This window comes from Pseudomonas sp. MT92, from assembly GCF_058792515.1.
In genome coordinates, this window is sequence record NZ_JBXAFA010000027.1 from 1 (window position 1) to 20951 (window position 20951).

General features: G+C 60.8%; 22 protein-coding genes and 1 pseudogene. 15 read left to right on the forward strand and 8 right to left on the reverse strand.

Going from position 1 to position 20951, the window contains the following annotated elements; genetic code table 11:
• Window positions 1-197, reverse strand: a pseudogene (locus AC1Q6D_RS31450) (hypothetical protein); the annotation flags it as partial.
• A 289-nt stretch (window positions 198-486) separates the two neighbouring features.
• Between AC1Q6D_RS31450 and AC1Q6D_RS31455 the strand changes: the two are divergent.
• The 14 genes from AC1Q6D_RS31455 to AC1Q6D_RS31520 all read left to right on the forward strand — a co-directional run bounded on the left by AC1Q6D_RS31455 (window position 487) and on the right by AC1Q6D_RS31520 (window position 12292).
• Complete coding sequence (locus AC1Q6D_RS31455; RefSeq protein WP_103406269.1) at window positions 487-735, forward strand: DUF4287 domain-containing protein; 249 nt, start codon at window positions 487-489, stop codon at window positions 733-735.
• Window positions 736-951: 216 nt separating this feature from the next.
• Window positions 952-2508, forward strand: coding sequence for an ArnT family glycosyltransferase (locus tag AC1Q6D_RS31460; protein ID WP_103406268.1), 1557 nt, complete (start codon window positions 952-954; stop codon window positions 2506-2508).
• 246 nt (window positions 2509-2754) lie between these two features.
• Window positions 2755-4281, forward strand: coding sequence for a DUF3300 domain-containing protein (locus tag AC1Q6D_RS31465; RefSeq protein WP_103406267.1), 1527 nt, complete (start codon window positions 2755-2757; stop codon window positions 4279-4281).
• A gap of 80 nt (window positions 4282-4361) precedes the next feature.
• A complete protein-coding gene (locus tag AC1Q6D_RS31470) occupies window positions 4362-5204 on the forward strand; it encodes a DUF2950 domain-containing protein (protein ID WP_103406273.1) in 843 nt (280 codons plus the stop codon).
• 230 nt (window positions 5205-5434) lie between these two features.
• Window positions 5435-5719 carry a hypothetical protein gene (locus tag AC1Q6D_RS31475; protein ID WP_103406266.1) on the forward strand — a complete coding sequence of 95 codons (285 nt, stop codon included), beginning with the start codon at window positions 5435-5437 and terminating at the stop codon, window positions 5717-5719.
• 136 nt (window positions 5720-5855) lie between these two features.
• Window positions 5856-6155, forward strand: a complete 300-nt coding sequence (locus tag AC1Q6D_RS31480) for a DUF7693 family protein (RefSeq protein ID WP_103406272.1) — start codon at window positions 5856-5858, stop codon at window positions 6153-6155.
• Window positions 6156-6238: 83 nt separating this feature from the next.
• Window positions 6239-6808, forward strand: a complete 570-nt coding sequence (locus AC1Q6D_RS31485; protein ID WP_103406265.1) for a chorismate mutase — start codon at window positions 6239-6241, stop codon at window positions 6806-6808.
• A gap of 197 nt (window positions 6809-7005) precedes the next feature.
• Window positions 7006-7446 carry a hypothetical protein gene (locus AC1Q6D_RS31490; protein ID WP_047527796.1) on the forward strand — a complete coding sequence of 147 codons (441 nt, stop codon included), beginning with the start codon at window positions 7006-7008 and terminating at the stop codon, window positions 7444-7446.
• A gap of 107 nt (window positions 7447-7553) precedes the next feature.
• Window positions 7554-8285, forward strand: a complete 732-nt coding sequence (locus AC1Q6D_RS31495; protein WP_103406264.1) for an SGNH/GDSL hydrolase family protein — start codon at window positions 7554-7556, stop codon at window positions 8283-8285.
• A 26-nt stretch (window positions 8286-8311) separates the two neighbouring features.
• On the forward strand, window positions 8312-8740 hold the full coding sequence (locus tag AC1Q6D_RS31500) for a nuclear transport factor 2 family protein (RefSeq protein ID WP_103406263.1): 429 nt from the start codon (window positions 8312-8314) through the stop codon (window positions 8738-8740).
• Window positions 8741-8884: 144 nt separating this feature from the next.
• The gene (locus tag AC1Q6D_RS31505; protein ID WP_103406262.1) at window positions 8885-9922 is read left to right on the forward strand and encodes a FecCD family ABC transporter permease; all 1038 of its coding nucleotides are present in this window, start codon (window positions 8885-8887) and stop codon (window positions 9920-9922) included.
• Entirely contained in the window at window positions 9922-10689 is a 768-nt protein-coding gene (locus AC1Q6D_RS31510) for a heme ABC transporter ATP-binding protein (RefSeq protein WP_103406261.1), read from the forward strand. Before AC1Q6D_RS31505 ends, AC1Q6D_RS31510 begins: the two co-directional genes overlap by 1 nt.
• A 47-nt stretch (window positions 10690-10736) precedes the next feature.
• Window positions 10737-11621, forward strand: a complete 885-nt coding sequence (locus AC1Q6D_RS31515) for a ChaN family lipoprotein (protein ID WP_103406260.1) — start codon at window positions 10737-10739, stop codon at window positions 11619-11621.
• A gap of 227 nt (window positions 11622-11848) precedes the next feature.
• Window positions 11849-12292, forward strand: a complete 444-nt coding sequence (locus AC1Q6D_RS31520; protein WP_103406259.1) for a potassium channel family protein — start codon at window positions 11849-11851, stop codon at window positions 12290-12292.
• An 89-nt stretch (window positions 12293-12381) separates the two neighbouring features.
• On the opposite strand, the gene AC1Q6D_RS31525 is transcribed toward AC1Q6D_RS31520, so the two are convergent.
• The gene (locus AC1Q6D_RS31525) at window positions 12382-13842 is read right to left on the reverse strand and encodes a DUF2252 domain-containing protein (protein WP_256590384.1); all 1461 of its coding nucleotides are present in this window, start codon (window positions 13840-13842) and stop codon (window positions 12382-12384) included.
• Window positions 13843-14175: 333 nt separating this feature from the next.
• Here AC1Q6D_RS31525 and AC1Q6D_RS31530 point away from each other — a divergent pair, with 333 nt between their 5' ends.
• Window positions 14176-14553 (forward strand): c-type cytochrome, encoded by a 378-nt coding sequence (locus AC1Q6D_RS31530; RefSeq protein ID WP_103406257.1) that lies wholly within the window; start codon window positions 14176-14178, stop codon window positions 14551-14553.
• Between the two features lie 67 nt (window positions 14554-14620).
• On the opposite strand, the gene AC1Q6D_RS31535 is transcribed toward AC1Q6D_RS31530, so the two are convergent.
• From AC1Q6D_RS31535 to AC1Q6D_RS31560, 6 genes are all read right to left on the reverse strand, one after another.
• Window positions 14621-14788: a MerR family DNA-binding transcriptional regulator gene (locus AC1Q6D_RS31535; protein ID WP_476306455.1), complete on the reverse strand. Its 168-nt coding sequence runs from the start codon at window positions 14786-14788 to the stop codon at window positions 14621-14623.
• Window positions 14789-15052: 264 nt separating this feature from the next.
• The gene (locus AC1Q6D_RS31540) at window positions 15053-16237 is read right to left on the reverse strand and encodes an acetyl-CoA C-acyltransferase (RefSeq protein ID WP_103406256.1); all 1185 of its coding nucleotides are present in this window, start codon (window positions 16235-16237) and stop codon (window positions 15053-15055) included.
• Complete coding sequence (locus tag AC1Q6D_RS31545; protein ID WP_103406255.1) at window positions 16234-16698, reverse strand: acyl-CoA thioesterase; 465 nt, start codon at window positions 16696-16698, stop codon at window positions 16234-16236. The genes AC1Q6D_RS31540 and AC1Q6D_RS31545 overlap by 4 nt, the downstream gene beginning before the upstream one ends.
• Complete coding sequence (locus AC1Q6D_RS31550) at window positions 16698-17861, reverse strand: iron-containing alcohol dehydrogenase (protein WP_103406254.1); 1164 nt, start codon at window positions 17859-17861, stop codon at window positions 16698-16700. The genes AC1Q6D_RS31545 and AC1Q6D_RS31550 overlap by 1 nt, the downstream gene beginning before the upstream one ends.
• 32 nt (window positions 17862-17893) lie before the next feature.
• A complete protein-coding gene (locus AC1Q6D_RS31555) occupies window positions 17894-19669 on the reverse strand; it encodes an acyl-CoA dehydrogenase C-terminal domain-containing protein (RefSeq protein ID WP_103406253.1) in 1776 nt (591 codons plus the stop codon).
• A complete protein-coding gene (locus AC1Q6D_RS31560; RefSeq protein WP_103406252.1) occupies window positions 19666-20904 on the reverse strand; it encodes a 3-hydroxyacyl-CoA dehydrogenase in 1239 nt (412 codons plus the stop codon). The genes AC1Q6D_RS31555 and AC1Q6D_RS31560 overlap by 4 nt, the downstream gene beginning before the upstream one ends.
• Between the last annotated feature and the right edge of the window lie 47 nt (window positions 20905-20951).

Consider the following 20951-nt stretch of genomic DNA (forward strand, 5'->3'; position numbering starts at 1 on the left):
GGTAGCTGGGTCGAGCGCTCATGTGCCAGCTCCGCTGCACGTTGCACGCGGCTCAACGGTGATTGTTGGGTCGACACTGTCAGCAGTTCGACGATGTCAGGATGGTCGGTTAACGGTTGGTCGGCCAGATAGCCGAGGTCGTAACAGATAACAGGAGTCTGTAGCACGAAATGCGCCGCATTGGTCGACCGGAACATACGCTTATCCTTAAGCAGGAGGAAAAGAAGCGCGATGTCCAAACCGTCCCTGGTTCGTGCTCGCGAAAATTGGCACGCACGCTACCAAGGCAAAAAGCAGATAGATGTAGGAAGAGTCTTTAAAGTCGGAAGGAATTGTCCTTTACGAGAGAGTACCCTGCAGAAAAGTCCGGGCTGGTCCGCCGGGCTTTTTGTGTTCGCTGCATTTCAGCCTTCGTTGTCTATACTGCGTTCGAATTCGGCCAGTCGCAGGGTTTGCCATCACCCAAGCTAAAAAGGAGTTTGCCTCATGACCGAAGACTCAAAGATCAAAGGGCCGGCGTCTTACTTCCCCTCCATTGAAAAAAGGTACGGGCACCCCATCACTCACTGGCTGAATCTGCTCGAATCAGTCAGCAGCAAGAAGCACATGGAGTTGGTGGCCTTACTCAAATCCGAACATGGCATGGGCCATGGTCATGCCAACGCGTTAGTTGCCTACTATTTTGCTTCAGCCCCATCGCAGCACACTCGATGCCGTGATGGGTCAATCAAGTGAAACACGCCACCACCCTCCCCCGTTCCACCGCTCTTACATGAACAATTGTTCATGCCGTTGTTCACAGCCCTGCATTAATGCATGTGTTAACTGGACTTGAATCGCAACGAATGATTTGTTCGCGATCTACTGACAATTTCATCACATTTCAACCGATAGCCTTGACGATTCAGCCGCTTCGCCGACGTCACGGTGAGCGCAACGTGCGAACCACTCATGAAAAAATCGTTAGTCAGCTTTCTGAAAAGTGATCAGGGTGCGCTGTTCCTTTTGCTGGGCGTGTCCGCGCTTTTGTTGCTTTTCGGGCTGGGCGCCAGAGAGCTTTGGGGCCCGGAAACCCGCTGGGCCAACATCGCCCTGCAAATGTTGCAAACTGGCGATTATTTCGACCCTTATCTCAAGGGCATGCCCTATTACGACAAGCCACTGCCCTCCTATTGGTTGATCACGGCCACGGCCCACTTGATGGGTGGCCTCGGGCACTGGTCCCTACGCCTGCCCTCGGTCTTGTCGGCGTGGCTGAGCGTCTGGCTGGTCTACCTGATCGGCGAACAGTTGTATCGCAAAGGCACGGGCCTGATCGCTGGCTGGTTTCTGGCAACGACGTTCTTTTTCGTGTTCTGGGCTCGGGTCGCCACGGCGGACATCCTCACGGTTTGCGGTGTCCTGGGCGCGGTCTGGTGGTATTGGCGCGGCCCCAACGACACGCGCCTGAGTCGCTATATCGTATTTTTTCTGATACTGGCGCTGACATCGCTGTTCAAGGGTTTGATCGGGTTCATTCTTCCCGGGCTGATCCTGCTGCCGCACCTGCTGGGCGAAGGGCGCTGGAAAAACCACCTCAATCCACGTCTGTGCCTGGCGATACTGATTGCGGGCGCGTTCTACATGTTGCCGTTCCTGCTGTCGCATCGTTACGGCACACCTAGCTACGGACAGAGCGGGCTGGATCTGGTCTTTCGGGAAAACGTGGTCCGGTTCTTTCATCCTTTCGACCAATTTGGCCCGATCTACACCTATCTGATTTATCTGCCGGTCTACACCCTGCCCTGGGCGCCCTGCTGGATACTCGGCCTGTGGGTGGCCGTGCGCAGCTGGAAGCACACCGAGCCCAACGTTCGCTGGCTGATCGGCGGCCTGGGGTTGTTGTTCCTGTTCTTCACCGCCAGTGGCAGCCGGCGCAGTTATTACGTATTGCCGCTGGTGCCGTTTGCCCAATTGCTGGCGGCCTGGTGGGTCACCCGGCGCATGGCCGAACGCGAGGCTGCCGGTAAAGTCAGCGGCCCCGGCTGGACCAAGGGCATTGCCGGCGCGGCGGTTTTTTTATGGTTGATTCTGGGTGTCGTCTACCCCTGGACCAACGGCGGAGACGGCGGCGTCATGCAGTTCACCAGGGATGTGCGTGCCGAAGCCAGCAAAACGGCGCCGTGGAACGAATGGCGCCTGGTGCTGGTAGACGTCGACAACAAGTTGCCCATGTACCTGCAAAACCACGGCTCACCGTTCTACTACGTACTGCCGGACTCGGACCTCCCAAAAACCGGTGACAGCACAGCGCTCATGGCGTGGCTGGAGAAGAAAAGTGGCGAGCGCTGGAATCCCGAACGCACGATCATTTTCGAACAGTACGAAGACATCAATCGGTTGCCGCTGGGTTATCTGACTGCCGATCATCAGTTGATCACCACCAGGCCCAACAACGGCGCCCGCCTGTTTCACGCCCATGAATCCGGCAGTGCCGCGTACATTCCCAAGGTGAAAACGGACGGCTGAGGCGCCATTTTTCCGCGTGAATAACCTTCGTGGATTTTCGGGGGTAGTCGGCCGACTGCCCCATCTGGCGCCCACCTGCTTACCGCGCAGGCAATCGCCCCCTGGCTGCGCGCCGATCTCAGTGGCAGATATTTTTTGTTTGCTACTATTACTGAACGGCATCGAGGTCTGTGGCTTGCAAAGTCAGCTGTCACCTCCCTGGCATTGATCCACTCCTTTCCAATTGCCAGATCACAGGGGGCTGCGATGCGCCTTCCAATTCTTTATGCGTTGTCAGCGCTGCTGTTTTTGAGCGGCGCGCCCTGCATTGCACAGACCGCAGAGACCGCCACCACCACCGCCAACCCTGCCCCCGGCACGCCGATCCCGGCGCCCGCGAAAGATGCCGTGTTTACCCAGGAGCAACTGGATCAGATGCTGGCGCCCATCGCGCTTTACCCGGACCCACTGCTGGCACAGGTGTTGATGGCTACTACCTACCCTGGGGAAGTCGCCGAAGCGGTCACCTGGTCGAAAGCCAGTCCGGACGCCAAGGGCGATGACGCGGTCAAGCAAGTGGCAAACCAGCCGTGGGACCCCAGTGTGCAGGCGCTGGTCGCCTTCCCCCAGGTCCTGGCGACGCTGGGACAGGACCCGGTGTGGGTTCAGCGCTTGGGTGATGCCTTCCTGGCACAACCGGACGATGTCATGGAGGGGGTGCAACGCTTGCGTCGTCAGGCACAAGCCGCCGGCAACCTGCAGAGCAACCAGTATCAGAACGTGACCATCCAGAACGTGGCGGCACCCGCCCCGGCAGCGGCCCCCACGACCACAGCGTCCGCTCCGCCCCCGGCCAGCAGCAGCTCCACCATCATCATTCAGCCCGCTGATCCGCAGGTGGTGTACGTCCCCACCTATAACCCGACCACCACCTACGGCACCTGGCCTTATCCAGCGTCGCCGCCAGCCTACTATCCACCGCCACCGGCCTATTACCCCGGTCAGGCGTTGATGGCCGGGCTGGCGTTCGGGACCGGTGTGGCGATCATTGGCGCGTTATGGGGGGAATGCGACTGGGGCAATAACGACGTCGACATCAACGTCAATCGCTACAACAACATCAATGGCAACAACCGAATCACCAATAACAGCTGGCAGCACAACCCCGTGCATCGCAATGGCGTGCCCTATCGAGACACCAGGAGCCGCGAACAGTACGGCCGTCAACTGGACGGTGCCAATCAACGTGAGGCTTATCGGGGGGACAATGCCCAGCGTGCCCAGGCGCGTGACAGGGCCCGTAGTTCGATGGACAAACACGGCATCGAACGACCGGCCACCAGCAACCTCGAAGCCCGGGATCGGGCCCGCGAAGCCCAGGCGCGTGACTCGGGCAATCGGTTGCAAGCCGGGGCAGACCGGCCCAAGGCTGCCGACAGGTCCAGGGCCACAGATCGACCGCAAGCAGCTGACAGAGGCCAGGGCACGGCCAGGAATACTCGGGAGAATCAGACGTCCAGGAAAGAGACGGCGCAGGTCAATCAACGCGCACAGGGCAATGCACAGGCACGCCAGACCACGCAAAACCGGCCGGCCGCGAAGCCCGCCAGCCGCGGCAGTGCCCGCGACAACGCCTTCGCCGGCGCGCGCTCGCCGTCCCAGGCCAACCTGCAAGCCAGTCGTGGCCGGGCCAGTCAGGCATCCGTCCAGCGTCCCAGCGCTTCGCGTTCAGCCGGTCAACAAATCAGTCGGCCGTCCACTCCACCCGCGCGTCAAAGGGGGGGCCGCCGTTGAATAACCATCCTCGAGTACCGACTCTCAAGGGCTTGCTTGGCAGTGCCCTGGCGATCACGGCCGGCTTGGCCTGGTCATGCATGGCCATGGCGCAGCAGGCATTTCCAACTCCGGAAAAGGCTGCCCAGGCGTTCGTCGAAGCACTGGGCACAAAACACGCCGATCAGAAACGCCTGACCGAGCTGCTGGGCAACGAATGGCGCACCTACATCCCGCGCGAAGGCACGGAGCGCAAGGACGTGGATGCGTTTTTGAAGCAATACCGCGAGCAACACCGCATTGAAAAAACCAGCGACGGCAAGGCGATTCTGTCGGTAGGAGGTGACCACTGGACATTGCCTATTCCCCTGGTCAAAAGCGCGCAAGGTTGGCGCTTCGACATCAAGGCTGGCAACGCCGAAATCCGCGCTCGTCAGATTGGTCGCAACGAACTCGCCGCCGTGCAATCGGCGCTGGCTTATCACGACGCGCAGATGGACTACGCATCGGTGGACCGTGACGGTGACGGCGCACTTGAATACGCGCAGAAAATCTTCAGCACCCCGGGCCAGCACGACGGGCTCTACTGGGCGGACGACAACAGTGGTCAGATCAGCCCGCTGGGCCCCGAGTTCGGCAAGACCATTGCCGGCCAGGACTGGCATGGCTACCGATTCCGCATCCTCGATGGCCAGGGTCCTTCGGCACCCGGCGGTGCCTATAGCTACCTGATCGGCGACAAGATGAGCCGGGGCTTTGCACTGATCGCCTGGCCGGCGAAGTACGGCGAGAGCGGCGTGATGAGTTTCATGATCAGCCATGACGGTCAGGTATTCGAGAAAGACCTGGGGCCGGAAGGTGAAAAGCTGGCGCAGTCGATGAAGCTGTTTGATCCGGATGACAGTTGGAAGTTGGTGCCTGCGGATGACGAGCAGCCGGATTGATTCAGGTGTCATGCGCGGCAGGTTGTTGACGGACACTCGTAGTTGGCAATTGCGCGGTGATATCTGTACCGGGGGCGCTTGATAAAATGAACCGGCGCCTGCCTAAAGCGCCGCCGTACAGTCATTGACTGCGTCGATAGTCACCATTGACTCAATGAAGTTCTCTTAAAAAATCCGCGGCGTAACATGGGCTCCATACCCAACAAACAACACCCCTGGAGCACACGATCATGAAACGCCAAACCATCCTCAGCATCGCTTTTTCGATCTTCGCCGTTAACGCTTTTGCCGCGACCTCTGTTCAGCCTGTTGTCGCTGAAGGTGGCTCGGATCGTCTGATTGAAAGCCGTGTGGCTGAAGGTGGCTCGGACCGCCTGATCGAAAACCGCGTCGCAGCCGATGGTTCGGACCGCCTGCAAGGCAACACCGTCGCTGCCGATGGCTCCGACCGCCTGCAAGGCAACACTGTCGCTGCCGATGGCTCTGATCGCCTGCAAGGCAACACCGTCGCCTGAACACATCGCCTCACCGCCATACCCGCAAAAAGCCCGGCCTGATCAGCCGGGCTTTTTCATGGGCACCCGTTTTGTGCTTGATCGATTATCCTGTGCCACCCCATTGCCCGCTGCCCTGTATCTGTCGGAGACACTTGTGCCCCCCTTGACCGCTCGCGAGGTTTATCAGCAATTGCGTGATGTCGCCCAAGGCATTCGTACGTTAACGCGCCTGGACGAACAAGCCGTGGCCTGCCAGGTGCAGGTCGACATCGAGGGTTGGCACCTGACGCTGGAGGTCGAGGCGCATCAACTGCGCCACTGCCTGCATTGCCTCAGCTCGGACGGTCGTACGCTCGCCGGTTGGCAGCGTTACGGCACCGACCCGGTGAGTCTGCTCAGCACCTGGGAGCTGGCGCAGATTGAGCGGCGGCTGGCCGAGCCTCAGTGCGCTTGATTGCGCCGTGACCACTCGTCCGTTCGTCGCGCCTGTGCTACATAAGACCTCTGTATGAACTCCGCTCCCGATGAGGTCTGCTTATGCTCCACTTTTCGCGCCTTTCACCGCTGCTGACGGGAGCCCTGCTTGGCGTTCTCGCCAGTGGCACCCAGGCCGCTGCTCCCACCCCGGCACCCGATGCGTTGCAACCGCTGCTGGCCACGATCAACGAGCGCTTGAATCTTGCTGATCAGGTGGCACTGACCAAATGGGACAGTGGCAAGCCGATCCAGGATACCGCCCGGGAGACGCTGGTCATCGCCAATGCCCGCCGGCAGGCGATCGAACACAAAGTGGACCCGGAGGACGCGGCCGAGTTGATCGCCGCCCAGATCGAAGCCAACAAACTGGTGCAGTACGGCTTGCTGGCGCAGTGGCAAGCGGCGAGCAAGGCGCCTGACGTGCCACGGCCGGACCTCAATAAAATCAGGCCACAACTGGACGAATTGCAAAACCGACTGCTGCAGCAATACGCCGATTTCGCGCCTTATCGCGTGGACCCGGACTGCCCGGCCTGGTTGGCCGCCCAGCGTTCCGGCCTGATCAAGGATGCGCTGCATGGCCAGGCACTGATACGCGCCACCGGGGAGCTTTGTATCACTGAGCAATGAAGCCAGCGGTATCCAGCGGGAGGGCGATGGTGCCCTTGAGATGACCATCGCCGGCAAGCCGGTGCCTGCACAAAGTGCCTTGGCCCATTCATTGACTGCGTCGATAGTCACCATTGACTCAATGAAGTTCTCTTAAAAAATCCGCGGCGTAACATGGGCTCCATACCCAACAAACAACACCCCTGGAGCACACGATCATGAAACGCCAAACCATCCTCAGCATCGCTTTTTCGATCTTCGCCGTTAACGCTTTTGCCGCGACCTCTGTTCAGCCTGTTGTCGCTGAAGGTGGCTCGGATCGTCTGATTGAAAGCCGTGTGGCTGAAGGTGGCTCGGACCGCCTGATCGAAAACCGCGTCGCCGCCGATGGTTCGGACCGCCTGCAAGGCAACACCGTCGCCGCTGATGGCTCCGACCGTCTGCAAGGCAACACTGTCGCTGCCGATGGCTCCGACCGTCTGCAAGGCAACACCGTCGCTGCCGATGGCTCTGATCGCCTGCAAGGCAACACTGTCGCTGCCGATGGCTCCGACCGCCTGCAAGGCAACACCGTCGCTGCCGATGGCTCGGATCGCCTGCAAGGCAACACCGTCGCTGCCGATGGCTCGGATCGCCTGCAAGGCAACACTGTCGCCTGAACACATCGCCTCACTGCAATATCCGCAAAAAGCCCGGCCTGATCAGCCGGGCTTTTTCGTGGGCGATTTTTAAGCGAATCTATGGCTCTTCTCTCAGGAGCCTCGGTATGAGCAAGATTGAAACGCTGGCCAACATCCTGCTCGGCCCCTTGTTGCTCATGCAGGGTGCACACACCCGTCGGGTCACGCCAAAGCTTCCGGAAGCCGAGGGCGAGCGCGAAGGCGTGGTGGGCTCCGGCAAAGACCTTCGTGTGCTGATTGTGGGTGATAGCGCCGCTGCCGGTGTCGGCGCATCGACTCAGACTGAAGCCCTGAGCGGTCAAGTGGTCAGCCGTCTGGCCAACGATCATCGAGTGCTCTGGAAGCTCTGGGCGCGCTCCGGCCTGGACTCGCGGGCGCTGCTGGATCTGCTCGAACAGCACCCGCCGCACCCCTTCGATGTGGTGCTGCTGTCCATTGGCGTCAACGATGTCACCAGCACGTTGTCGGTCGATCAGTGGATCGCCTTGCAACAGCAGTTGATCGATGTGCTGCGCGATAAATTCGCGGCGACGCAGATCGTCATGTCCCCTCTTCCACCCATGCACCTGTTTCCCGCATTGCCGCAGCCGCTGCGCTGGTACCTGGGCAATCGGGCGGCGCGTTTCAATACACGGCTCGCCGGGCTGGCGACTGGCAACGATCACTGTACGATGCTGACCACCCGCCTGGCGCCCGTGGCCGGTTCGATGGCACGGGATGGTTTTCATCCCGGCCCGGCGATCTACAGTGTGTGGGCGGACGATGCCGTCGAGGCCATTACCCGGCGCCGTCGAGAAACCGCATCAGGCAAGGTTTGAACAACAACAAAAAACAGGAGTTGAAAATGTCTGGACTGAAACTGCAAGCCGACGCCGCCGCGTCCCTGGACCAGTGGCACGCGATGATCCGCAGCGGCGACTTGAGTGCCCTGCCCGGGTTGCTCGACCCGAACGCGATCTTCCGCTCGCCGATGGCCCATACGCCATACCCGGGCGCACCGGTGGTCTCGATGATTCTCAACACGGTGTTCAACGTCTTTCAGGACTTTGCCTACCACCGCGAATTGGCCACCGCCGACGGCTTGAATGTGGTGCTGGAATTCAGCGCCAGGGTCGGCGAGAAACAGCTCAAAGGCATCGACCTGATCCGCTTCAACGAACAGGGAAAAATTGTCGAGTTCGAGGTCATGGTTCGTCCGCTCAGTGGCTTGCAGGCCCTGGGCGAGGAAATGGGGCGGCGTTTGGGTGCTTACCTGGCCGCCAGTAAAGTCTGATCTTTTCAGCAATCAGTCACCGGTCGTGCCTGACCTTGCCGCCACCGTCTACGTCTTTGATCGACCAAGGAAGTCCCTGATGCCTGTGAAACCCCTTCTGCTCTGCGCCGATGCGTGCCTGGCCCGGACTGCCGGGGCCCGGCGATGACGGCGATTATCCGGCCGCGTCCGTTGCTGACAGGCCTGGCCCTGTTGCTGCTATTGGTGTTCTGGCTGTCCCTGGCCCTCGGGCCCGTCAGCCTGCCGCTGGGCGAAACCTGGCTGGCGGGTTTTAGGCTGCTCGGGCTGCCCCTGGACGGCGCCGATACCCAGCAGGCGCAGCTGATTCTCGGTCAAATCCGTCTGCCGCGCAGTTTGCTCGGCATCGCGGTCGGTTCGGTGCTGGCATTGTCCGGCGTGGCCATGCAGGGGCTGTTTCGCAACCCGCTGGCTGATCCGGGGCTGGTCGGCGTGTCCGGCGGTGCGGCGCTGGGCGCGGCCCTCGCCATTGTCGGCGGCAGCCTGATCGGTGGACTGCCGCCAGCCATCGAACCTTATCTGCTGTCGGTCAGTGCGTTCGTCGGTGGCCTGATCGTCACGGCGGTGGTGTATCGCTTCGGGCGCCGCAATGGCCAGACCGACGTCGCGACCCTGCTGTTGGCAGGCGTGGCCATGACGGCGATGGCCGGCGCCGGGGTCGGGCTGTTCACCTACCTGGCGGATGACGCCACGCTGCGCACCCTGACCTTCTGGAACCTGGGCAGCCTCAACGGTGCCAGTTACTCACGCTTGTGGCCGTTGCTGATCGTGGCCGTGGGCGTGGCGTTGTGGTTGCCCCGTCGAGCTGCGGCACTCAATGCGATGCTGCTGGGCGAATCGGAAGCGCGTCACTTGGGGTTCAACGTTGAGCGGATCAAACTGGAACTGGTGTTGTGCACGGCGCTGGGCGTCGGTGCGGCCGTGGCCGCCGCGGGGTTGATCGGCTTTATCGGCCTGGTGGTTCCGCACCTGATGCGCCTGCTGGTCGGTCCGGATCATCGGGTGTTGTTGCCGGCGTCATTGCTCGCCGGTGCCAGCCTGTTGCTGCTGGCCGATCTGGTCGCCCGTTTGCTGTTGGCGCCGGCCGAATTGCCGATCGGCATCGTCACGGCACTCATCGGTGCGCCCTTCTTCCTGTACTTGCTGGTGCGGGGGCGTTCCTGATGTTGCGCGCAAACAACCTGGCAGTACGGCGCGGCAGTCGCACCGTGTTGGCGGGCATCGATGTTCAGTTGCATCCGGGCCGGGTCCTCGGCGTCCTTGGACCGAACGGCGCCGGCAAAAGCACCCTGCTCGCGGCCTTGTGCGATGAGCTTGCGGCCAGCGAGGGCACAGTCAGCCTTGACGGGCAAAAGCTGAGCGACTGGCCAGGTCAGGAGCGGGCCAGACGACTGGCGGTGTTGCCCCAGAGTTCGAGCCTGAACTTCGCCTTTTCGGTCAATGAAGTCGTGGCCATGGGCCGTTTGCCCCATGCCAGTGGCCGGGTGCGCGATGCGCAAATCGTCGCCGAGGCGCTCAGCGCCGCCGACGCCTTGCACCTGGCCGGACGCAGTTATCTGGCCCTGTCCGGGGGTGAGCGCCAGCGCGTGCACCTGGCGCGGGTGCTCGCGCAATTGTGGCCGGGCGCCGAGGGGCAGACCCTGTTGCTCGATGAACCGGAGTCAATGCTCGACCCGCTGCACCAGCACACCACCCTGCAAGCGGTGCGCGATTTCGCCGGGCGCGGCGCGGCGGTGCTGGTGATCCTGCACGACCTCAATCTTGCCGCGCGCTATTGCGATCATCTGCTGCTGTTGCAGGACGGTCGCCCCCACGCCTACGGCCCCCCGGACGAAGTCCTGACCGCCGAAGCGCTGGAAGCGGTCTATGGCTTGCAGGTCCTGATTCAGCGCCACCCGGAACGTGGCCATCCTTTGATTATCGCGCGCTGATCACCCATCCTCAGGTGGTGAATCAAGGGCCCTGATAAGGAAAACCGATGCGCATTCTGTTGCTTTGCCTGTTCAGCCTGCTGGCTGCCTGCCAATCCCATCACGCCGCAGCACCACCGGCACCAATTGCTCCGCAAGGCCGGGATCACGCCGATTTCGGGGTGATCCGTGAACTGGCCACCGGTCGCGCCCTGACCCCGCAGGAACTGGTCGAGCACCTGGCTGGCGCGCCCCGGGTGCTGGTGGGTGAACAACACGACAACCCCGATCACCACGCGCTGCAACTCTGGCTGCTGCGCGAACTGGCGGCGCAACGTCCCCAGGGCAGTCTGCTGATGGAAATGCTCAACCCGGACCAACAAGCCAGGGTCGATGCGGCGCAGGCCGCCAGCCGTGCCGGTCACCCGCCGGCCGATCCTTATCAGGCGCTGGCCTGGCAAGCCAATTGGGATTGGGGGGTTTACGGGGCAGTGGTCAACTACGCGTTGCGTCAACCCTACCCGCTGCTGGCGGCCAACCTCGACCGGTCGCAGATCCTGCAGATCTACCAACAGCGCCCGACGCTGAGTGGCGACGCCTCCACCAGGCCGCAGGTTCAAGCCACGCTGCTGGACGACATCCGAGGGTCCCATTGCGGGTTGCTACCTGAAGCGCTGCTGCCGGCCATGCTCGCTGTGCAACAGCAGCGCGACCGGCGCATGGCCGAACGCCTGCTGGCCGCGCCAACCCCTGCCCTGTTGCTGGCCGGGGCGTTCCATGTGCGCAAGGACCTGGGGGTGCCGTTGCACCTCAAAGACCTCGGCGCCGCCCAGGGCAACGTGGTGTTGGTGTTAGCCGAAGCGGGCAAGACCGTGAGCGCCGAAAACGCTGATTACGTGTGGTACACGGCGGCGCAACCGGAACAGGATCATTGCGCGCTGTTGCGTCAGTGAGCACAAATGCAAAAGGGTCGGCTGTGTGTCATTGCATGGGCTTGACGGCGCTGTCAGGTGCATGGGTCACCGAGGAAACTGCCGGGATTCTCAGTGCACTATGCTCAAGAGCGTCAGCCCAACAACGGGTCAAGGTCCTTTGCGTTGACCCGCCGATGGGATGCTTATCGCCAGAGCCTCTGCGAGGCGGCAATCGATCCCTGTCACAGCCTCCATGAGGAACACCGATGCCTTCAATTATCGTCTTCGCATGGGGGCTGGCGGCCATTACCGTGGTGGTGCATGCAATCGGCCTGGCTTTGTTACTGAAGGCTCTGGCTCGGTTGGAAACGCTGCATCTACATCACCTCTGGGCCATTATTGGCAGACTGGTGTGGGTGGCCTCCTACCTGATTCTGCTCCATATGCTAGAGATCTCGATCTGGGGGATGTTCTATCTGTGGCAAAAATGTCTGCCCGATATTGAAACGGCCTTCTACTTCTCCGGGGTGACTTACGCAACGATTGGTTACGGAGACGTGACGCTCGCGAAACCGTGGCGGTTGTTCGGGCCGACCGAGGGCTTGATCGGCATACTCATGTGCGGCTTATCCACGGGCTTCTTCTTCGCGGTTGTTAATCATATTTATCAGATAGCTCACTTGAAAGCTGACAACGATCACAAGTCCTGAAGCGCTCTCAGCGTGCAGGTCAACGTCCCAGGCAGCGCATCTACTGCTCGCGTTCTCTCCAGCAAGCGGGTTTCATTGACCAGAGCGGGCTACTCGTTGATCTGCGCGTGTATCCGCCCGGCGCGTACAGCTTCCACCAGGGCCGCATGATCGCGCTCGGTCTCATCCGCATAGGATTGGGCAAACGCCGCCAGAGCCAGGTCAAAGGTATCGCTCCCACCCAGATAACCGCTGATGCTCGCTGCGTCTCCGGACTTGGCATGTGCCCTGGCCAGTGTCCATCCGCACACCTGCGCATAGCGTTTAAGCTGCACAGCCGAGAATTTTTCCACCGGAGCGGTGTACTTCATGTCGCGCAACTGGCGAACGAAAAAATCATGCTGATGCCGACCGCGCACCCACCCCAGAAAGATGTCGCTGGCGGACTGCATCAGCCGCTGGCCGACGACGATTCTCTGGCCCTGTCGTTGATATTGGCTCTTGCCACAATAGGGTTCCAGGACGGAGCGGCAGGCTTGCTTGAATTGCAGCAACAGCGGATGTCCGTCCTTGTCGACAAGCAGCACGACATAGCACCGGGTTCCGACGCTGCCAATGCCTGCCACCTTCATGGCGAAGTCTTCCAGGCGGTAACGATCCAACAGCACCCGACGCTCATCGGGCAGCGATTGTCGGTAGTCGGAAAGCCGATCATGAACGTGCGCTTCGAATTCCGCTTCAGCGACATGGAAAAGGGTCGGCCGATGTTCAATGAAGCGATAGTGACCGCTTTCCTCGCAGACAATTTTCGGAAACAGATGCTCTGCTACATGTGCGTGGGCCCTTTCGGCGATCTCCTCGCGATTCTTTCTGATGGGTCCTTTTTGAGCCATGGCCGTGATGCTGTCCACCTCCTGACGCGCGTACCAGACCTCCATAGGACTCATTCGGGAGTATTCGCGCAGGCGTTGCCGATAGGCACAAACGCATTCGAGAACGCAGTCCCTGGCCTCGGCGGCGGACAGTTGAATATCGCGTGCAGCCAAGACAAAGCTGACCGCCAGACGTTTGCAATCCCACTCCCAGGGCCCGGGCAAGGTTTCGTCGAAGTCGTTGATGTCAAAGACCAGATTGCGCTCGGGGGTGGCGAACAAACCGAAGTTCAGCAGATGACAGTCGCCACAGGCCTGGACCCGGATGCCGGTGCTGGGCGTGGTCGCGAGGTCGTGGGCCATGAGTGCCGCCGAGCCCCTCATAAAGGTAAACGGACTGTGCAGCATGCGGCCATAGCGAATGGGCAGGAGCTCTGGCAAGCGGCCCTTGCTCGATTGTTCGAGTATCGCGACGGGGTCGCGGCGGTTGGCGGGTTGCAGCCAGGTGGCATGACTGCTTCGCGGCACACGCTCACGCAGCGATTGACCTTCTGCAACTCGCTCGGCCCGTGATCGAAGTTCGCAAAGCATGCCGACATCGGTGTCGCTCGACTTGGCTGTCGAAGGTTTCTTAGTCAGCGCCACCATAATTTTCACCCTGTTTTCGCGATGCCTGAGGAGGGAGAAAAACGCCAGCAAGCTGCAGGAGGTGCCCGGCCCGGTAGCACAGCGCTTACAGCGAAAGTGAATACAGAATCAACTCAATGTAATGCTCCGATCAGCATAGTTGGACTATCGGCGTGTCCTGGGCAATTCAGCTTGATTCGGATCAAACAACCCTCAGCCTCCGGTCGGTTTCAGCAGGTCGTAACAGGCAGAAATTGGCCAAGAATGGTACCGGGATGCGCCGGGAAAACGTGCTGGTTTAATGGGCATCAGAAATGACGGTGTAGGCCGACGCGATGGCTGATATCTTTCCCGCGCCCCAAATCTCGTCCAATCGACGCGGATCCCATCAAGGAAGATAAAACAATGAAAAGATTATTCATCGCTGCGCTAGGAATTTTATCGCTGACTCAAACATCGCCATCCTTCGCGGATAATGCTAATGGAAAAAATCTCTATCTACAGCGATGCAGCATGTGCCACGGAATGGATCTCAAAGCAACAGGAACGCTGGCTAATAAAAGCAATCCGCCTACACCTGATCTAACAACCTCCGCTTTCAAAAAACGATTACATGATTATCCGGGCGTGATTGTATCTTCGATAATACTTCGCCCAAATGGCGATTTAATTCCAAGAACCTTGCGTGAGAATGGAGTAAAGCTATCGCCGCACTCATGGAGCGTTAAGGATTTTCGCGATTTAAATCAATACATGGGTGGTGTGATTTCACAAAACCGATGACCTTTGAAGTGCCTGCTCCTGTGCTGTCACCTTCGATTGACATGACGCCAGCGCTTGACTCTGTCCCTTAACTGCCAAGGCGCTGAGGGCTCAGCAGGCCCAGTTGCTCATACAAACGAAGGGCTTTGGCAGTGCACCCCGACAACCGGGCAAGTTCACCTATGTACAGATGACGCTCCTCCCTGATCCAGTGCTGGCTTTGGCCGGATGTTGTCCGGGTGCACATGGTGTACATGCAGAGTTGGTCAGCGGCACCGCGACAGGCAGAAAGCGGCCAGAAGCAGTCCTTCTAATGCGTCTACAGAATCAGGACCGATTCACCGTGTACCCATTTCTTTTTTCAATTCCTGTTGCCGTCACAGCGCATGCCCATAGGCTATGGTTTTAGTGGGCTGCGAAGCACAAAAAAGCCGATCTAACTGACCGGCTTTTCTGCTGACACTCGGAAGGTTTTTCTGAACGTCAGCCTGCACGCTGCCAATCCATATTCGGGCTTCGGTTACAACACCTCGAACAATCCCGCCGCTCCCATCCCGCCGCCCACACACATCGTCACCACCACGAACTTCACCCCGCGTCGCTTTCCCTCCAGCAATGCATGACCAACCATACGCGCCCCGCTCATGCCGTAGGGATGCCCGATGGAAATCGCACCGCCATTGACGTTCAGTTTCATTGGGTCGATGCCCAATCGCTCGGCGCAGTACAGCACCTGGCAGGCGAACGCTTCGTTGAGCTCCCACAAGCCGATGTCGTCCACCGTCAAACCGTGTTCACGCAGCAAACGAGGCACCGCCAGTACCGGTCCGATCCCCATTTCTTCCGGCGCCAGACCGACCACGGCGATGCCGCGATAAAGCCCTAACGGTGTGCTCCCCAGTCGAGCCGCCAAACTCCCTTCCAGCAATACACAGGCACTGGCGCCATCGGACAACTGGCTGGCGTTGCCCGCCGTGACACAGCCACCCTCCACCACCGGTTTCAGCGCTTGCAGATCCGCCAGTACGGTATTGGGGCGATTGCCTTCGTCCGCAGCAAGCCGGACGTCCTGATAGCTGACCGCGCCGCTTTCCTTATCGACGACCCGCTTGCGCGTAGAGACTGGAATGATTTCGTCGGCGAACAGTCCAGCCGCCTGAGCGGCAGCAGTACGTCGCTGTGATTGCAGCGCGTAGGTGTCCTGCGACTCACGGCTGATGCCATACCGTCGCGCCACGTACTCGGCCGTCTGCAGCATCGGCATGTAGGCGTGTTCGCTCATGCGCAGCACATTGGCGTCGTAGGCCTCGCTCGCCAATTGGTTGTGGGCATGCTGGACCAGACTGATCTGTTCCTGTCCGGCGCCAACGGTCGCCAGCATGCCGTCGACCATGATCTGCTTGGCGGCAATGGCAATAGCCATCAGACCCGATGCGCACTGGCGGTCGATGGTCTGTCCGCTCACTGAGACAGGCAGCCCGGCCGCCAACGCCGACAGGCGCGCCGGGTTGATTGCCGCCGTACCGCTTTGCATGGCGGTACCCAGCACAAGATCCTCGATCTGCGCAGGTTCGATGCCGGCGCGCTCGACGGCGGCGCGGATGGCAATGGCGCTCATGCTCGGCGTCTTCAAGTCGTTGAATGCACCGCGCATCGCTTTGGCGATCGGCGTGCGGGCAGTGGCTACGATGATGGCGTCTTTCATGTTTGCAATTCCTTGTTCGGGGAAGATAAGCCGTCACAAAGCCATTTATTCAAGGCCCCGCGCAGCGCTTCGGGAATGGGGACCGAGCGGCGATCATGCCGGTCGACGAAAACGTGTACGAAGCGTCCCAGCGCACTGGCCAGGTCGTGACCATCGGCAAATACCGCAAGCTGGTAGGACACCGAGCTGTTACCCAGCCGGGTCACCGACAGACCGACCTCGATGAGCTGTGGAAAGGCGATCGGCGCGAAGTAATCGCAGCTTGAGTTCACCACCAGGCCGATGACCGGTCCGTGGTGGATATCCAGCCCGCCTCGTTCGATCAGCAGACGATTCACCGCAGTGTCGAAAAAGCTGTAGTAGACGACGTTGTTCACATGTCCATAGACGTCGTTGTCATGCCAGCGGGTAGCGATCGTCGTGAAGTGCCGGTAGCTGTCGCGTTGTCTCGGGTGACTCATCAATACGCCGCCTCATAGATCGCCAGGGCGTCGGCTTCGCTGACTTCACGCGGATTGTTCACCAGCAGGCGTTGCTGTTGCATCGCGTCCGCCGCCAGTCGAGCCAGGCTTTCTTTGGTGACTGCGGTATCGCGCAGGCGGTCTGGCAGCCCGCAACGGGGACCCAGTTGCGCCAGTTCTGCAACGAACTGTTCGGCCTGGTCACGATGATCCCCCGCCTTCAAGCGCTCGCCCAGAATCACCGGCGCCAACTCGGCATAGTCCGCTGTCGCGACGGGCAGGTTGAATCGCAGCACGTGGGGCAAAACCAGCGCATTCGCCAACCCATGGGGAATGTGGAAATGCCCGCCCAACGGATAGGCCAGCGCATGCACCGCCGCAACTGGCGCATTCGCAAACGCCTGGCCCGCAAGACAGGCGCCGAGCAGCATGGCCTGACGAGCAGCCAGATTGCTGCCATCATGCACCGCCTGGTGCAGATTGCCGGACAACAGCCGCAGCGCCTCGCGAGCCAGCAGGCTCGAAAGAGGATTGCGCTTGAGTTTGCTGGTGTAGGCCTCGATCGCATGCACCATGGCATCGATTCCCGTCGCGGCTGTCACGGCCGGCGGCAGACCTAATGTGCAGGCGGCATCCAGCACTGCCAGATCCGGCAGCAGCAATGGCGAGACCACGCCCAGCTTGCTGGTGTCGCCGGTGGTGACGATCGCGATCGGCGTGACCTCCGAACCGGTCCCCGCAGTTGTTGGCACCTGGATCAGCGGCAGACGTCGCCCGCGCACCTTGTCGACGCCGTACAACTCGGCGATAGACTGCGCGCAATCGGGACTGGCCAGCAACGCGACCAATTTGGCGACGTCCATCGAGCTGCCACCGCCGAAACCTACAATAAGGTCCGCGCCGATATGCTGCGCGCGTTGCGTGGCGGCCAGCACACACGCCTGACTCGGGTCGGCCGATACCTCGCTGAAAATAGCCACAGCGACCTGCGCCTCGGTAAAGCCGGGCAACACGTCATCCAACAGTCCCAGCCGGGCGATCCCAGGATCGGTGACGATCAATACACGCCGCGCTCCACGCTCGCGACAAAGGCCGGCCAGGCGCCGGGCCGAGCCGGCTTCGCAGAGAATCTGCGCGGTGGTAGCAAAGCTGAATGGCTGCATGGCAGCGCCTCCTTATTATTGTGGGTCTGCAATCAACACGCGAAGTCGCAGGCCGGCATGGCCATCAGGCAGTCAGCGCCGCCGAGCAACGCCTCGCGATGAGCCGTGGCGCGCGGCAACACGCGGCGCCAGTAGAAATCGGCAGCGTGCAGCTTGGCATGGTAAAAGGCCGTTTCGCTGCTGCCATTGGCCAACTCGGTGCTGGCTCGCAGCGCCGCCTGCAACCAGAAACCCGCCAGCAGGACGTAGGCCGAATAGGCGAGAAAATCCACCGAGACTGCGCCGATTTCCTGCGGCTCTCGCTGGCAGGCTTCGATGATGGAAGCGCCGAGCGCGCGCCATTCTTCGAGTCGTCGGGCGACTGCGACCGCCATCCCCTGCAGTTCGACGTGAGCGCCGGCCGCATCGACGTGCCGGCCAAACTCTTCGATCAGCGCGTTCAGCTCCGTACCACCGTCGCCAAGCAGTTTGCGGCGAACCAGGTCCAGCGCCTGAATGCCATTGGTTCCTTCATAGAGCTGGGTGATACGGCTGTCGCGCATCAGTTGCTCCATGCCCCACTCACGGATGTAGCCATGGCCGCCATACAGCTGCACGCCGAGGCTCGCGACTTCCTGACCGACATCGGTGAAGAATGCCTTGACGATGGGGATCAGCAGCGCGGCGCGACGGGAGGCCGCGCGCCGGGTCTCGGGGTCCTGCGCTGCGTGTTCGAGGTCCAGTTGCCGCGCCGTGTAGATGCCCAGCATCCGACAGCCTTCGGTAAGGGTTTTCTGGGTGAGCAACATGCGTCGCACATCGGGGTGGACGATGATCGGATCAGCCGGTTTATCCGGCGCCGCGGCACCGGTCAGCGAACGCGATTGCAAGCGTTCGCGGGCGTAGCTCAAACCACCCTGGAACGCAGCCTCGGCGATGCCCAAGCCTTGCAGGCCGACCTGGAAACGCGCGTCGTTCATCATGGTGAACATGCAGCCCAGTCCTTGATTGGCCTCGCCGATCAGCCAGCCTCGCGCACCGTCGAAATTCATCACGCAGGTGGAAGCGCCCTTGATACCCATCTTGTGCTCCAGCGCACCACAGCTCAGGGCATTTCGCTGACCATCTGGCAACACCTTGGGCACCAGGAACAGACTGATGCCCTTGACCCCTGCCGGTGCATCGGGCAAGCGGGCCAGTACCAGATGAATGATGTTGTCCGTCAGGTCCTGCTCGCCGCCGCTGATGAAAATCTTGCTGCCGGTAATCTCGAAGCTGCCATCGACATCGGGCTGGGCGCGAGAGCGCAACAAGGCAAGGTCGGTGCCGGCCTGGGGCTCGGTGAGACACATGGTTCCAGTCCACTGCCCGCTGACCATCTTGCCCAACCAGGCTTGCTTGAGCGCTTCGCTGCCATGGCGATGCAACGCCAGCACCGCACCTTCGGTGAGCCCCGAATAGATGCGAAAGGACAACGACGCCGCCATCAGCATTTCATGGAAACTGGCCGACACCATTTGCGGCAGACCCTGCCCCCCGAACTCCATGGGGCCGGTCATGCTCGCCCAGCCGTTGTCGACGTACTGACCATAGGCCTCCTTGAAGCCGTCCGGGGTGCGGACATCGCCACCCGAAAGCTGACAACCCTGTTCATCGCTATTGCGGTTGAGCGGTGCGATCACTTCGCCGGCAAAACGCGCCGCTTCTTCCAGAATGCCATCGAGCGTGTCGCGGTCCAGGTCGATGCCCAGTTGTTCGCAGTGACCCGAGACGTCAAACAGTTCGTGCAGCACAAAACGTACCTCTCGCAACGGAGCCTGATAGTTCATGCCAGTTCCCCCGCCACTTCGCCGAAATGCTTGTTGCGGATGCTCAATTGGTCGATCAGCGCTGCGGGGCGCCAGTGCTCGCCCAGCACCTGCTGCAAGCGTTCGAGGCGAGCGCCAATTGCGTTAATCCCTTGCGAATCTGCCCAAGTCATCGGCCCGCCGATCTCGGCGGGAAAACCGTAGCCATTGATCCAGACCTGATCGATGTCATGACTGTTGGCAGCGATGCCCTCTTCAAGAATTTTCGCGCCTTCGTTGACCAGCGCGAGCAGGCAACGTTCGAGAATTTCCTGCGGTTCTATGACGCGGCGGCGATAGCCCAGGCCCTGGGAAACCTTGAGCACAAGCGCATCGACCTGCGGATCATGCTCTGCCTTGCGACTGCCGGGAGCGTATCGGTAGTAACCCTCGCCGGTCTTCTGTCCCAGGCGACCGAGCTCACACAGGGCATTGTCGATTTGCACCAAGGGTGCCTCCATGCCCTGACCGGCCAGTTGACGGGCGCGCCACTCCAGATCGATGCCGACCACGTCATACATGCGAAACGGTCCCATGGCGAAACCAAATTGCTGCAACGCCTCATCCACTTCGTGCGGCAATGCGCCTTCAAGCAGGAGCTTGCGTGCTTCAGCGACGTAGCTGCGCAGCATGCGGTTGCCAATGAAGCCCGGGCAATTGCCGGCGATTACCGCCACTTTGCCGATGCGCTGGCCCAGGGCCTGCGCCACTTGCAGCACCGCGCTCTGGGTGTGCTTGCCGCGCACGATTTCCAGCAGTTTCATGATGTGCGCCGGGCTGAAAAAGTGCAGGCCCAAGACCTGCGATGTTCGGCCAGTTACGGCGGCGATGCTGTCGATATCCAGTGCAGAGGTATTGCTGGCCAGAATCGCCTGCGGCTTCAGATGAGCATCCAGTTCGCGGAAGATCGCCTGCTTGATTTCCAGGTTCTCGTAAACCGCTTCGATCGCAAGGTCGGCGTCGGCCAGGCTGGCGTAATCGGACACCGCCCGCACACGGCGCAGATTGTCGTCAGCATGGGCCTGGGTGATGCGTTGTTTATCGACTTGCTGCGCCCAGGTCTGCTGGATCATGGTCAGGCCCGCGTCGAGGGTGGCGGCATTGCTTTCCAGCCACAACACCGACAACCCGGCACTGGCGAGGCTGACAACAATGCCCCGGCCCATTGTGCCGGCACCAATGACGGCGACCTGCTGGATTTCAAAAGAGTTACTCACGCGCGGCGCTCCTGCTTTTGTGAAAAAAGAACAGCGTCACACTAAGC